Source organism: Streptomyces sp. NPDC028368, assembly GCF_055565615.1.
In genome coordinates this window covers 130,952-143,945 of sequence record NZ_JBVHTY010000003.1, presented here as the reverse complement: position 1 = coordinate 143,945, position 12,994 = coordinate 130,952, and the positions used below count along the sequence as shown (strand labels likewise).

The window sequence follows — 12,994 nt, the reverse complement described above, 5'->3', positions numbered from 1 at the left end:
ACCGGCGTCCTGGCCTTTGTGCAGCGTCATGGTTCCGGCGACACCGCCGCCCTCCGTATGCGCGCCACCGGACTGCTCCTGCTGGTGGCGCATCTGCTGATCGTCGGCTGGCTGACGCTGCGTCCCCGTACGGTGCCATGGGTGCCGGCGCCCAATCTCGAGCCGCTGGCGTCGATCGGTGCGGAGCTGGCCCGCGGCCCCTGGCACGCGGTACAGGGCCTGAGCGGCCAGGTGCTGCTGCTGGCGCCGCTGGGGGTGCTGCTGCCGATGGCGGCCGGGCGGCTGTATGTGTCCCCGCTGGTGTCGCTGACCCGTACCGTCTTCGCCGGCGCGATGATCTCGCTGGCCATCGAGCTGCTGCAGGCCGGAGTGCCGGGACAGGTCCCGGATGTGGACTCGGTGCTGCTGAATACGCTCGGGGTGGCACTGGCCCATCTGGTTGTCGTACCTGGGTTCAGGTGCCGGCTCCGCCGCCGGAAGGAGCATCTCGGGGGTGCGACCCCGAAGATCTCCAGGGTTGGACTGCCACCACAGGCGGATGTTCTCTCCGCCACCCGGACCTACCTTTGAGACATCGGGGCAAACGCCCCGCGATGCCGGGCAAGGCCCCGCATCGACGTCGCCTCGTGCCGGAATCACGAGCCGCAAAGGAGTCGCCATCATGGCCGCCGCACTGGTCCGCCCCCGCAACAACCGAATGATCGCCGGAGTCTGCGCAGGCCTGGCCCGTCGCTTCGGCACCACCCCGACGACGATGCGCGTGATCTTCGTGCTCTCGTGTCTGCTGCCGGGCCCGCAGTTCCTCCTCTACCTGGCGCTGTGGATACTCCTCCCCTCGGAGGACAAGGCCACCAGCGTCGCCGCCTGGTAACCAGGCGCCCCGCCACGGCCGTGCGGCGGACAGCGGACAGGGCCGTGGACAGGGCGGTGCCCCGGCGCATACGCACTGCGGCGTACGCGCCGGGGCACCGCTCAGGGCTCGGCGACCGCTCAGCCGTTGTTCAGCGGCAGGTTCCTGGTGACACCGTCGAGCGGCAGACCGCCCAGGGTGTTGCCCTTCGAGCGGGTGTGGGTCTTGACCCCGCCGTCGGCCGGCTTGGCGTGGGTGGCACCCGACACGGTCTCGGTGGCCGCCTTGACCGGCAGCTTGTGCAGCAGCGCGGTGGCGTCGGCCGCGTCCACCGGCGAGGCCGCGGACGCGACGCCCGCGGCGGTGACGGCGAAAGCGGCACCGAGCATGGCGGTACCGAGAGTCTTGATGGTTCCCTGCTTCATCGAATTACGTCCTCGAGATGGGGTTTGTGATGAGGGCTTGACCGGCAAAACAACCTAGTGACGCGGTTACCGCCACCGCAAACACCCACAGTCGAAGAAAAACGGCCGGTGGACATCCACCGACCGTTCCGCTATATCGCGCGCCATGGCGCCCGATGGGCCTTACTCAGCGTCAGAACTCCTGCTCACGCTGGGAGTTGCACCTACCGACCGGAACAGCCATTCGGCCCGCAGTTCGGCATATCCGGGCTTGATGACGTCATTGATCATGGCCAGACGTTCATCGAAAGGAATGAACGCTGATTTCATCGCATTGACTGTAAACCACTGCATGTCATCGAGCGTGTATCGGAATGTCTTGACCAGGTGCTCGAATTCGCGGGACATGCTGGTGCCACTCATCAGCCGGTTGTCGGTGTTGACCGTGAGGCGGAACTGCAGGCGGCGCAGCAGCCCGATGGGGTGCTCGGCGTAGGAGGTGGCGGCGCCGGTCTGGAGGTTGGAGGTGGGGCACATCTCCAGCGGGATGCGCTTGTCGCGGACGTACGAGGCGAGCCGGCCGAGCTTGACCGCGCCGTCGTCGTCGACCTCGATGTCGTCGATGATGCGGACGCCGTGGCCGAGACGGTCGGCGCCGCACCACTGGAGCGCCTGCCAGATCGACGGCAGGCCGAAGGCCTCGCCGGCGTGGATGGTGAAGTGGTTGTTCTCCCGCTTGAGGTACTCGAACGCGTCGAGGTGGCGGGTGGGCGGGAAGCCGGCCTCGGCGCCCGCGATGTCGAAGCCGACGACGCCGAAGTCGCGGTAGCGGTTGGCGAGTTCGGCGATCTCCAGCGCGCGGGCGGCGTGCCGCATGGCGGTCAGCAGGGCACCGACGCGGATGCGGTGGCCCTTCTCCCGGGCCCGCCGCTCGCCCTCGCGGAAACCCTCGTTGACGGCCTCGACGACCTCTTCGAGGGTCAGGCCCTGCTCGAGGTGCTGCTCGGGCGCGTACCGGATCTCGGCGTAGACGACACCGTCGGCGGCCAGGTCCTCGGCGCACTCGGCGGCCACCCGGGCCAGTGCGTCGCGGGTCTGCATGACGGCGCAGGTGTGCGCGAAGGTCTCCAGGTAGCGCTCGAGGGAGCCGGAGTCGGCGGCCTCACGGAACCAGATCCCGAGCTTTTCCGGGTCGGTTTCGGGCAGTCCTTCGTAGCCGGTTTCGCGGGCCAGGTCGACGACCGTCGCGGGACGCAGCCCGCCGTCGAGGTGATCGTGGAGCAGCACCTTGGGGGCGCGGCGGATCTGTTCACTGGTCGGGAGTGTCGTGGTCTCGCTCGTCATCTCGGCACTCTAGACCCTACGCGCGTAGATCTCACCGAACGATACGTAACAGTGACCCGTCCACAGGGTGGCGGGCACGCCGCCTTCTGCCATCGTTCTCGTCATGGCTCAGCAAGCGCTGCCGGTGCGCGAGGCCCGGCTGGGAAAACCGCGCGGAACGGCCGGGGACGGAGGGGCGCGCGCGGCGCTCCGGTGGAAGAGCGGTGGTGGGCACGGGGCCGGGTCGGTGAGCGGCGTCGCCCTTTTACTGCCCGAGGGCGACCCGACCGGGGTACGGCGCCCATCGCCGATCTCCGCGCTGGCGGTCCGCCCGCTCGCGGTCCGGCTGGCGAAGGCCGGCCGCCCCGAAGGCCTGACCTCCCATGTCCTGCGCTACCGCTGCCGCGGCTGGAACGGCTCGGCCGCGCACCCCGCGCGGGACGCCACCTGGGCCCTGGACGAGATCGTGCGCCGCTACGGCGATGTCCCGGTCTGTCTGGTCGGTACGGGCATGGGCGCCCGCGCCGCCCTGCACGCCGCGGGCCACCCTGCCGTGCACTCCGTACTGGCCATCGCCCCCTGGTTCCCCGACCCCCATCCCGTCTCCGAGCGCCCCGATCCGGTGAAACAGCTCATCGGCCGCCAGGTCCTGCTCATCCACGGCACCAATGACGAACGCACCGACCCCGACCTCTCCTACCGCTACGCCGAGCGCGCCAAGAAGGTCAACCGTGACACCTGCCGCTTCGAGGTCCACTCCGACGGCCACTCCCTCCACCAGCACCGCGCCGAAGTCCTCTCCCTGGCCGCCGACTTCATGCTCGGCTCCCTCTTCACCCGCGACTACGCCCGCCCGGTGAAGGACGCGCTGGCTGCACCCCCGCCACTGGGCCTGCGGATGCCACTGGCGTCGGGGTTCGGGGCGTCGTTGCGGCATTGAGTACGGTGGGTAACGGGGCGGCGCCGAGGGGCATTTACCGGCGGCCGGGCCGATCCCGTACGGAGGCGGGACCCACCATGACGGACCACAGCATGCTGCAGATCCACCGGGTGGAGTCCGTGGACGGCGCGACGGTGAGGTGTGTCGTGCGGTGCGTCGGCGGCGTCGCGCGCGCCGGCCAGGTCTTCGTCGTCGGCGGCTCAGCGGCAGGGGCGGAGGCAGGCGACGGCGTTCCTCCCCGCCTGGAGCTGAGGGAAATCACGCGCTACGACCGGCGGGTGGCCTTCTTCGAACCTCCCCACTCCGCCCTGGTCGACCTGGTGGCCCTGGCCGGCCCGACCGGCACCGGAATCCGAACCCTGGCCAGAGGGACCGTCCTCACCGAGGCAGCAACACCCCCCGCCGGCTCAGCAGAAACTTCTTGAACGCGGCCACCGGCGGTGTGTCCTGGTGCCCGTCCAGCCAGGCCACGCCGATCTCCCGGACCGCCCGTGGTGCCGTCACGGTCAGCTCGGCGACGCCGGGCCGGGGTACCGCGGGCGGCGGCAGCAGCGCCACCCCCAGACCGGCCGCCACCAGCCCGCGCAGCGTCTCCGCCTCCTCCCCCTCGAACGCGACCCGCGGCGTGAACCCCGCCTCGGCGCACAGCGCGTCGGTGATCCGGCGCAGCCCGTACCCCGGCTCCAGGGTCACGAACAGCTCGCCCGCCGCCTCCGCCAGCCGGATCCGCTTGCGCCCGGCGAGCGGATGGTCGTCCGGGACGACGAGGCGGAGCTTTTGCTCGTCGAGGCGGCGGGCGACCAGGTCGGGATAGTCCGGCACCGGCGACGTCAGGCACAGATCGAGATCGCCGAGCCGCAGCCGCTCGATCATTGCCTCGCCGTAGTTCTGGACGAGCTGGAAGCGGACCCGCGGATGGTCGGCGCGGAAGGTGCGGATGAGGCCGGGGACGGTCTCCGACCCGAGGGTGTGCAGAAAGCCGAACGCCACCTTCCCGGCGGTGGGGTCGGCATCGGCCCGTACGGATTCCGTCGCCCGCCCCAGATCCGTCAACGCCCGTTCGGTGGTGGCGAGAAAGGCCCGGCCGGCCGGGGTGAGCGAGAGGGTACGGCCGTGCCGGGCGAAGAGGGCGATGCCGAGGTCCTCCTCCAGCCGGACGATGGCACGGCTGAGGGTCGGCTGGGGCATGCCCAGCTCCTGCGCGGCGCGGGTGACATGCTCGTGCCGGGCCACGGCGGTGAACTGCGCGAGGCGTGGCGCGAGCGCGTACGCCCACGAATCGACGCCAAGATCAGTGGCCTCCGCCACTTCCGGCATGACTTTTCTGTTGCGGGGTTGCGACAGAGCACCTCGTGAACTGGGATCATGCGTCACAGCATTGATTATGCCGTTTCTATGCATTGGACGCATGAAACGCAGGGTCCTACCTTCAAAGCATGCCTCCCGCTGATACCGGGGCGTCCGTCATCATCCGTACGGCCGCCTCTCCCCCGTCGTCCACAGACACTTCTTCCCCCGCAGCCGCTGCCGTCGACCCCGAGTCCGACAAGCTGCACCCGGGCGGCCCCGGCTACCGCCGGATGAGCTTCGCCCTCTTCGCCGCGGGAATCGCCACCTTCGCGCTCCTGTACTCCACACAGGCGCTGCTGCCCGCGATCTCCAGCGACCTCAAGGTCTCGCCGGACCAGGCGAGTTGGACCGTATCGGCGGCCACCTTCGGCCTCGCACTCGGTGTGATCCCGCTCAGCGCGGTCTCCGAGCGCTTCGGCCGGCGCACCCTGATGACCGCCTCCCTCTCCGTCGCCGCCCTGATCGCGATGCTGGTCCCCTTCGCCCCGTCGCTGGGCGTACTGATCGCGCTGCGCGCCGTCCAGGGCATCGCGCTGGCCGGTCTGCCCGCCTCCGCGATGGCCTTCCTGGCCGAGGAGGTACGGGCCAAGGCGCTGGTGGCGGCCATCGGACTGTTCGTGGCGGGCAACAGCATCGGCGGGATGTCCGGCCGGATCGTGACCGGCTGGGTCGCCCAGGCCTGGGGATGGCGGGCCGCGCTCGGCGCGGTCGGGGTGATGGCGGTGGTGTGCGCGGTGGCGTTCCGGCTGCTGGTGCCCAAGGCGCGGCATTTCGCGCCCCGTTCGGTGGGCCCGCGGGCCCTGGCCGGCACTCTGGCCGGCCACCTGGCCAACCCGCTGCTGCGCCGCCTCTACGGCATCGGCGCGCTCTTCATGACGGTCTTCGGCGCGGTCTACACCGTCATCGGCTACCGCCTGACCTCCGAGCCGTTCAACCTCCCGCAGGGCATCGTCGGCTCGATCTTCATCGTCTACCTGGTCGGTACGGTCTCCTCGGCCGCGGCGGGCACGCTCGTCGCCCGGATGGGCCGCCGCGGCGCCCTCTACCTGGCCGTCGGCGCGACCTCCACCGGCCTGCTCCTCTCCCTGGCCGACTCGGTCGCCGCGGTGCTGGCGGGCCTGATCCTGATCACCGCGGGCTTCTTCGCGGGCCACGCGGTCGCCTCGTCCGCCGTCAGCCGCACCGCCAGGACGGCCCGCGCCCAGGCGTCGGCCCTCTACCAGTGCGCGTACTACGTCGGCAGCAGCCTGGGCGGCGCGCTCGGCGCCGCGGCCTTCCACGCGGCGGGCTGGGAGGGCACCGTCGTCCTGGGCCTGGTGGCCATGGTCGGCGCGGCGTCGATCACGCTGTACGCGACGCGCAAGGCGGTCGTCGAGCGGCGGCTGCTGCATCGCACGCACCTGGAGAAGGCGGCGTAGCCGCACCCCCGTAAGCCGAAGGGCCCGCCCCGCCACCTGTCCTGGTGGGGCGGGCCCTTCGCCGTTCCCTGGAGTCCTCGTCGCCTTCAGACGCCGCCGAAGGGGAACACGCCGGTATCGATGGTGAGCCCGAAGGGGTCGGGGAGGTGGACCTCCTCGCCGAACTTCACCTTCTGCAGCTCCCGGTAGACCTCGCCCTTGGGCTCCCCGTACAAGGTGACGGTGGGCCCGGCAGGGGCGAAGCGGTCGATGAGGAGATACAGCGGAACACCCGCCTGTGCGTAGGCCGCCGCCTTGTTGATCCGGTCGAAGCTCGCGTTGGACGGCGAGGTGATCTCGACGACCAGTTCGGCTTCGGTCAGCGGGGCGGCAGCGCCCCCCTCCAGCGCGTCCACGACATCGTCCGGGAAAACGACGAGGTCAGGGATGTAGAGGCGCCCGCGAGTGGGGTGGGCAACTCCCAGGGTCTGATGGGCCCCCCAGTCTTTGGGAAGCACGGTGTACAGACTGCGCTGAACCTTGTCGGCAATGCGACTCTGGGGCGCGGCAGGCGGTGGTGTCACAACGATGATCCCATCAATGATCTCCACCTTGCTGCCCTCGGGCCAGTCCGACTCCTCCCAGAAGCGGACGAGCTCATCCCAGTGCTGCCCCGGAGCGGGGTCGGCGGGGAGTGCACTCATGGCGGTCTCCTATCTCGGTATGACGCCGATCCCAGCATGCCGAACAGGACCCGAACCGGTCCACAGGTCCCGTTCACCCATACGAGAAACCCCAGGTCAGCCGATACGTTCCAGCACCACGGGCGAGGCGGTGAAGTCCGCGTCCGCCGGGCCGACGAGCACCGCGCCGTCCAGTGCCTCCAGGGCGTACGGGAGCTTTTCCGGGGTGTCGGTGTGCAGGGTGAACAGCGGCTGGCCCTCGCGCACCGCATCCCCCGGCTTGGCGTGCAGTTCGACGCCCGCGCCGGCCTGGACCGGGTCTTCCTTGCGGGCGCGGCCGGCGCCCAGGCGCCAGGCGGCGAGGCCTACGGCGTAGGCGTCGAGGGTGGTGAGGGTGCCGGAGGCGGAGGCGGTGACGGTGTGCTGTTCGCGGGCCACGGGGAGGGGCGCATCGGGGTTGCCGCCCTGGGCGGTGATCATGCGGCGCCAGTGGTCCATGGCGGTGCCGTCGGCCAGCGCCTTGGCGGGGTCGGCGTCCTTGAGGCCGGCCGCGTCGAGCATTTCGCGGGCGAGGGCGAGGGTCAGTTCCACCACATCGGCCGGGCCGCCGCCGGCCAGCACCTCGACGGATTCGCGGACTTCGAGGGCGTTGCCGGCGGTGCGGCCGAGAGGGGTGGCCATGTCGGTGAGCAGAGCGACCGTCCGTACGCCGTGGTCGGTGCCCAGCTCGACCATGGTGGCGGCCAGTTCGCGGGCGTCGTCGAGGTGCTTCATGAAGGCGCCGGAGCCGACCTTGATGTCCAGGACGAGGGAGCCGGTGCCCTCGGCGATCTTCTTGGACATGATGGAGGAGGCGATGAGGGGGATGGATTCAACGGTGCCCGTCACGTCGCGGAGGGCGTAGAGCTTTTTGTCGGCGGGGGCGAGGCCGTCGCCCGCCGCGCAGATGACGGAGCCGGCGGAGTGGAGGACGTCCAGCATCTCGTCGTTGGAGAGGTCGGCGCGCCAGCCGGGGATGGCCTCGAGCTTGTCGAGCGTGCCGCCGGTGTGGCCCAGGCCCCGGCCGGAGAGCTGGGGGACGGCCGCGCCGCAGGCGGCGACCAGGGGGGCGAGCGGCAGGGTGATCTTGTCGCCGACGCCGCCGGTGGAGTGCTTGTCGGCGGTGGGGCGGGGCAGGGAGGAGAAGTCCATGCGGTCGCCGGAGGCGATCATCGCGGCGGTCCAGTGGGCGATCTCCGTGCGGTTCATACCGTTGAGGAAGATGGCCATCGCCAGGGACGACATCTGTTCGTGGGCGACCTCGCCGCGGGTGTAGGCGTCGATGACCCAATTGATCTGATCGAGGGTCAGCTCGCCGCGGTCGCGCTTGGTGCGGATGACGGAGATGACGTCCATGGGGCGTGGCTTCCTTTCGGACTGCGTACCTCGAACTTCGCACGAGGAACGTGACGCCTCCCGTTCTACACGCATAGAACGGGAGGCGGCCAGCATCCGTCATCTCTTCAGATGGCCCGGCCCGAAAGCGTCCGGAAGGAGATCGGACAGCGGCCGGATTCCGGCGGCCGTATCGACCAGGAGGTCCGGGCCGCCGTGCTCGTACAGCAGCTGGCGGCAGCGGCCGCACGGGACCAGGAGCTCGCCCTCGCCGTCCACGCAGGTGAAGGCGGTCAGCCGGCCGCCGCCGCCGGCGAACAGGGCGGAGACCAGGCCGCATTCGGCGCACAGCGCGAGACCGTACGAGGCGTTCTCCACGTTGCAGCCGGTGACGGTGCGACCGTCGTCCACCAGGGCGGCGGCGCCCACGGGGTAGCCGGAGTACGGGGCGTAGGCCCGGGACATCGCGTCCCGGGCCTGCCGCCGCAGCGACTCCCAGTCGGGAGCTGTGCTCATGCCGATGCCTCGGTTCGCGAGGCCTCGCACTCGCTCGGCGCACACCTCTCCATGGCTCTCTCGCTGCGCTCGCTCACTTGCCCTGGCCTCTTCGGTAGATCTTGCCGATGGCCTTCGGCGGCCGCAGTCGCTGCGCGGCCAGCGAGAGCACCAGCAGCGTGGCGATGTACGGGGCGACGCCGACGATCTCCAGCGGGACCGTGTCGGTGGTGGCGTACCAGAGGGCGAGCAGCGCGGCGGCGACCAGGCTGATCACGGCCTGGGTGCGCTGCCCGCCACGCAGCTTCCACACCGCCAGGCCGACCAGCAGCACGGCGAGCAGGAGCAACAGCGCGTGGACGGTGGGGCCGCCACCGCGCAGCTGGAGCGCGTCCATGAAGCCGAACAGGCCGGCGCCCATGGCGACACCGCCCGGCCGCCAGTTGCCGAAGATCATGGTGGCGAGGCCGATATAGCCGCGGCCGCCGGTCTGGCCGTCCTGGTAGATGTGGACGTAGATCGCGAGGAACGCGCCGCCGAGGCCGGCCAGCGCTCCGGAGACGGCCACCGCCGCGTACTTGTAGCGGTAGACGTTGACGCCCAGCGACTCGGCCGCGATCGGGCCCTCGCCGCAGGAGCGCAGCCGCAGACCGAAGGAGGAGCGCCACAGGACGAAGAAGCTGAGCACGAAGATGACGACGGTCAGCAGGGTCAGCCAGGAGACGTTGGTGACCAGGGAGCCGAGGATGCCGGCCACGTCGGAGACCAGGAACCAGTGGTGCTGCTCGATGGAGTAGAGCCAGTCGGACAGGCCGGGGACGGTGAACGTCGGCATGTCGGGCATCGGTGGCGACTGCTTGTCGTTGCCGCCGGCGGCCGCCGCCGCGCTGCCGTCCGCGCCGAACCACAGCTTGGCGAGGAACTGGGTCAGGCCGAGCGCCATGATGTTGATGGCGACGCCGGAGATGATGTGGTCGACGCCGAAGGTGACGGTGACGACGGCGTGCAGCAGTCCGCCGAGCGCGCCTCCGACGATGCCGGCCGCCGCCGCGGCCCAGGGGCCGTGCTGCCAGCCGACCGCACCCGCGGAGAACGCGCCGAGCATCATCATGCCTTCGAGGCCGATGTTGATGACGCCGGAGCGCTCGGACCACAGACCGCCGAGGCCGGCCAGGCCGATCGGCACGGCGGCGTTGAGCGCGGCGGTGTACTGGCCGGATTCGGTCAGGTTGTTGGCGCCGGTGATCACCCGCAGCAGGGACAGCAGGATCAGGCTGCCCGAGATGATCAGCAGGACCTTGGGGTAGCTGAGCTTGGCCCGGGGGGTCTTGGGCTTGTGGTGATGGGGGCTCTGGTCGACCGGAGCCGTGAGGTTCGTACTCACGAGGACACCTCCGCCTTCTCGGTCTTACGGGCCTGGGCGGCGAGCTCCGCGCCGACCTGCCGCTGCTGGAGTCTGAGGCCGTAGCGCCGTACGAGTTCGTAGGCGACGACGACGCACAGCACGATGACGCCCTGCATCACACCGACGATCTCCTGCTGGTAGTCCTCGAATTCGAGCTGGGTTCCGGTGCGCTCGAGGAAGCCCCACAGCAGTGCGGCGGCGGCCATTCCGACCGGGTGGTTGCGGCCCAGCAGCGCGATGGCGATGCCGGTGAAGCCGATGCCGACGGGGAAGTCGGTGCCGTAGTTGTACGACTCGCCGAGCAGCGTGGGCATACCGATGAGGCCCGCCGCGGCGCCGGACAGCAGCATGGAGGTGACGATCATCCGCTTGACGCTGACACCGCCCGCCTCGGCCGCGGACTCGGACTGGCCGACCGTACGGAGGTCGAAGCCGAAGCGGGTGCGGTTGAGCACGAACCAGTACACGAAGCCGACGACGACGGCGATGACGAGGAAGCCGTCGAGAGGAGCGGGCTGGGTGGGGATGGTGAAGAAGTGGCTGGAGGCCGGGAGGTTCGGCGTGTGGAAGAGGTTGCCGTCCTTGACCGCGAGCCGGCCGTCCTGGAGGAAGTAGCCGATGACCGCGGCCGCGATGGCGTTCAGCATGATCGTGGTGATCACCTCGCTGACGCCGCGGGTGGTCTTCAGCAGGCCCGCGATACCCGCCCAGACCGAGCCGACCAGCATCGCGACGATGATGATGATCGGGATCTGCAGGAAGCCGGGGAGCGTCAGCGCACCGCCGACCACCGCGGCGAAGAACGCCGCGATGCGGTACTGGCCGTCGACGCCGATGTTGAAGAGGTTCATCCGGAAGCCGATGGCGACGGCCAGCGCGGACAGGTAGTACGGGATCGCCTTGTTGATGATCCAGACCTGGCTGTCGCTCTTGGAGCCGAAGTCGGCCATCACCAGGTAGGCGTGGATCGGGTCCTTGCCGGTGGCCAGGATGATCAGCGAGGTGATGGCCAGCGCCGCGACGATCGCCAGGACGGGCGCGGCGATGCCCAGGATCAGCTTGTTCTTGTCGAGCTTCTTCACTCGGACTCCCCCTCCTGGGACGAGCGCGGCTGCGAGTCCGCGGCGGAGTCGCTGTCGGAATGGGTGAGATGGCCGCTGGCGGCGCCGGTCATGGCCGAGCCCAGCTCCTCCGGGGTGATGGTGGCGGGGTCCGCGTCCGCGACGAGCCGGCCGCGGTACATCACCCGCAGGCCGTCGGACAGGCCGATCAGCTCGTCCAGGTCGGCCGAGATCAGCAGTACGGCGAGACCTTCGTGGCGGGCGGTGCGGATCTGGTCCCAGATCTGTGCCTGGGCGCCGACGTCCACGCCCCGGGTGGGGTGCGCGGCGATCAGCAGCTTGGGGTGATGGCTCATCTCACGGCCGAAGATCAGCTTCTGCTGATTGCCGCCGGAGAGCGAGGCCGCGGTGACCTCGATGCCGGGGGTGCGGACGTCGTACTCGGCGACGATCCGCTTGGTGTCCGCGCGGGCGGCCTTCAGGTCGAGCAGCCGGCCCTTGGCGTTGGGCTTCTGGGTGACATGGCCCAGGATGCGGTTCTCCCACAGGGGGGCCTCCAGCAGCAGGCCGTGCCGGTGGCGGTCCTCGGGGATGTAGCCGATGCCGTCCTCGCGCCGGGTGCGGGTGGAAAGGTGGCTGATGTCGATGCCGTCCAGCGCGATCGTGCCGCCGTCGGGGTCCCGCATGCCCATGATGGCTTCGACCAGTTCGGCCTGGCCGTTGCCCTCCACACCCGCGATGCCCAGGACCTCGCCCTTGTGGATGGTCAGCGACACATCGTCCAGGACGGTGCGCTCCACCCCCTCCGCGTCGGCGGTGGTCAGCCGCAGCCCTTCGACCTTCAGCATCTCCACGTCCGTGACGGTGGACTCGCGGGTCTGCGGCGAGGGCAGTTCGCTGCCGACCATCAGCTCGGCGAGCTGCTTGGGCGTGGTCTCGCTGGGGACGACGGAGGCGACGGTGGTGCCGCGCCGGATGACGGTGATGTCGTCGGCGACCGAGAGCACCTCGCCCAGCTTGTGGGAGATGAAGATGACGGTCAGGCCCTCGGCCTTGAGCTCGCGCAGGTTGTCGAAGAGCGCGTCGACCTCCTGGGGGACCAGGACGGCGGTCGGCTCGTCGAGGATGAGCGTACGGGCGCCGCGGTAGAGAACCTTGAGGATCTCCACGCGCTGACGGTCGGCGACGCCGAGGTCCTCGACGAGGACGTCGGGGCGGACACCGAGGCCGTAGCGCTCGGAGATCTTGAGGATCTCGGCGCGGGCCTTGCCGCCGATGCCGTGCAGCTTCTCACCGCCGAGGACGACGTTCTCCAGGACGGTGAGGTTGTCGGCGAGCATGAAGTGCTGGTGCACCATGCCGATGCCGCGGGCGATGGCGTCGGCCGGGCTGTGGAAGCTGACCTGGTCGCCGTCGATGCTGATGGTGCCCTCATCCGGCTTCTGCATGCCGTAGAGGATCTTCATCAGCGTGGACTTGCCCGCGCCGTTCTCGCCGACCAGCGCGTGCACGGTGCCGCGGTGGATGGTGATGTCGATGTCGTGGTTGGCGACGACTCCCGGGAACCGCTTGGTGATCCCGCGGAGTGCCACCGCCGGTGCCGCGGCGGGGGCGCTGTCTGCCTGGGGGCTGCTGGACGCTTTGATGGCGCACTCTCCTCGGGGGACAGGGAGTGGTACGAAGGAGCGGGGAGGCGAAGATATCGCGCCAAC

Annotated in this window: 14 protein-coding genes; 5 read left to right on the top strand and 9 right to left on the bottom strand. The window is 70.1% G+C overall.

The features are described 5' to 3' along the window. Positions 1-57: 57 nt before the first annotated feature. Positions 58-570, top strand: a complete 513-nt coding sequence (locus ACZ4S3_RS07695; protein ID WP_467929600.1) for a VanZ family protein — start codon at positions 58-60, stop codon at positions 568-570. 91 nt (positions 571-661) lie between these two features. Beyond that, positions 662-871: a PspC domain-containing protein gene (locus ACZ4S3_RS07690; protein WP_467927816.1), complete on the top strand. Its 210-nt coding sequence runs from the start codon at positions 662-664 to the stop codon at positions 869-871. 119 nt (positions 872-990) lie between these two features. Here ACZ4S3_RS07690 and ACZ4S3_RS07685 read toward each other — a convergent pair whose 3' ends face one another. Together ACZ4S3_RS07685 and ACZ4S3_RS07680 are read right to left on the bottom strand one after the other, a co-directional pair. Continuing rightward, positions 991-1,275 (bottom strand): hypothetical protein, encoded by a 285-nt coding sequence (locus ACZ4S3_RS07685; protein ID WP_467927811.1) that lies wholly within the window; start codon positions 1,273-1,275, stop codon positions 991-993. Between the two features lie 162 nt (positions 1,276-1,437). After that, positions 1,438-2,598, bottom strand: coding sequence for an adenosine deaminase (locus tag ACZ4S3_RS07680; RefSeq protein ID WP_467927807.1), 1,161 nt, complete (start codon positions 2,596-2,598; stop codon positions 1,438-1,440). A 103-nt stretch (positions 2,599-2,701) separates the two neighbouring features. Between ACZ4S3_RS07680 and ACZ4S3_RS07675 the strand changes: the two genes are divergently transcribed. Beyond that, the gene (locus tag ACZ4S3_RS07675; RefSeq protein WP_467927802.1) at positions 2,702-3,517 is read left to right on the top strand and encodes an alpha/beta fold hydrolase; all 816 of its coding nucleotides are present in this window, start codon (positions 2,702-2,704) and stop codon (positions 3,515-3,517) included. Positions 3,518-3,594: 77 nt separating this feature from the next. Continuing rightward, entirely contained in the window at positions 3,595-3,942 is a 348-nt protein-coding gene (locus ACZ4S3_RS07670) for a hypothetical protein (protein WP_467927798.1), read from the top strand. Here the strand turns inward: ACZ4S3_RS07670 and ACZ4S3_RS07665 are convergent. Beyond that, complete coding sequence (locus ACZ4S3_RS07665) at positions 3,896-4,834, bottom strand: LysR family transcriptional regulator (RefSeq protein WP_467927793.1); 939 nt, start codon at positions 4,832-4,834, stop codon at positions 3,896-3,898. The genes ACZ4S3_RS07670 and ACZ4S3_RS07665 overlap by 47 nt on opposite strands. Before the next feature lie 119 nt (positions 4,835-4,953). On the opposite strand from ACZ4S3_RS07665, the gene ACZ4S3_RS07660 reads away from it, so the two are divergent. Then, the gene (locus tag ACZ4S3_RS07660) at positions 4,954-6,285 is read left to right on the top strand and encodes an MFS transporter (protein ID WP_467927788.1); all 1,332 of its coding nucleotides are present in this window, start codon (positions 4,954-4,956) and stop codon (positions 6,283-6,285) included. A gap of 86 nt (positions 6,286-6,371) precedes the next feature. On the opposite strand, the gene ACZ4S3_RS07655 is transcribed toward ACZ4S3_RS07660, so the two are convergent. The 6 genes from ACZ4S3_RS07655 to ACZ4S3_RS07630 all read right to left on the bottom strand — a co-directional run bounded on the left by ACZ4S3_RS07655 (position 6,372) and on the right by ACZ4S3_RS07630 (position 12,928). After that, entirely contained in the window at positions 6,372-6,968 is a 597-nt protein-coding gene (locus tag ACZ4S3_RS07655) for a Uma2 family endonuclease (protein WP_467927784.1), read from the bottom strand. 96 nt (positions 6,969-7,064) lie between these two features. Then, entirely contained in the window at positions 7,065-8,342 is a 1,278-nt protein-coding gene (locus ACZ4S3_RS07650; protein ID WP_467927779.1) for a thymidine phosphorylase, read from the bottom strand. Positions 8,343-8,441: 99 nt separating this feature from the next. Next, the gene (locus tag ACZ4S3_RS07645; protein WP_467927774.1) at positions 8,442-8,837 is read right to left on the bottom strand and encodes a cytidine deaminase; all 396 of its coding nucleotides are present in this window, start codon (positions 8,835-8,837) and stop codon (positions 8,442-8,444) included. Positions 8,838-8,910: 73 nt separating this feature from the next. Continuing rightward, the gene (locus ACZ4S3_RS07640) at positions 8,911-10,200 is read right to left on the bottom strand and encodes an ABC transporter permease (RefSeq protein WP_467927770.1); all 1,290 of its coding nucleotides are present in this window, start codon (positions 10,198-10,200) and stop codon (positions 8,911-8,913) included. Further along, on the bottom strand, positions 10,197-11,303 hold the full coding sequence (locus ACZ4S3_RS07635) for an ABC transporter permease (protein WP_467927766.1): 1,107 nt from the start codon (positions 11,301-11,303) through the stop codon (positions 10,197-10,199). Before ACZ4S3_RS07635 ends, ACZ4S3_RS07640 begins: the two co-directional genes overlap by 4 nt. Continuing rightward, entirely contained in the window at positions 11,300-12,928 is a 1,629-nt protein-coding gene (locus ACZ4S3_RS07630) for an ABC transporter ATP-binding protein (RefSeq protein WP_467929596.1), read from the bottom strand. The genes ACZ4S3_RS07635 and ACZ4S3_RS07630 overlap by 4 nt, the downstream gene beginning before the upstream one ends. Positions 12,929-12,994 lie beyond the last annotated feature (66 nt).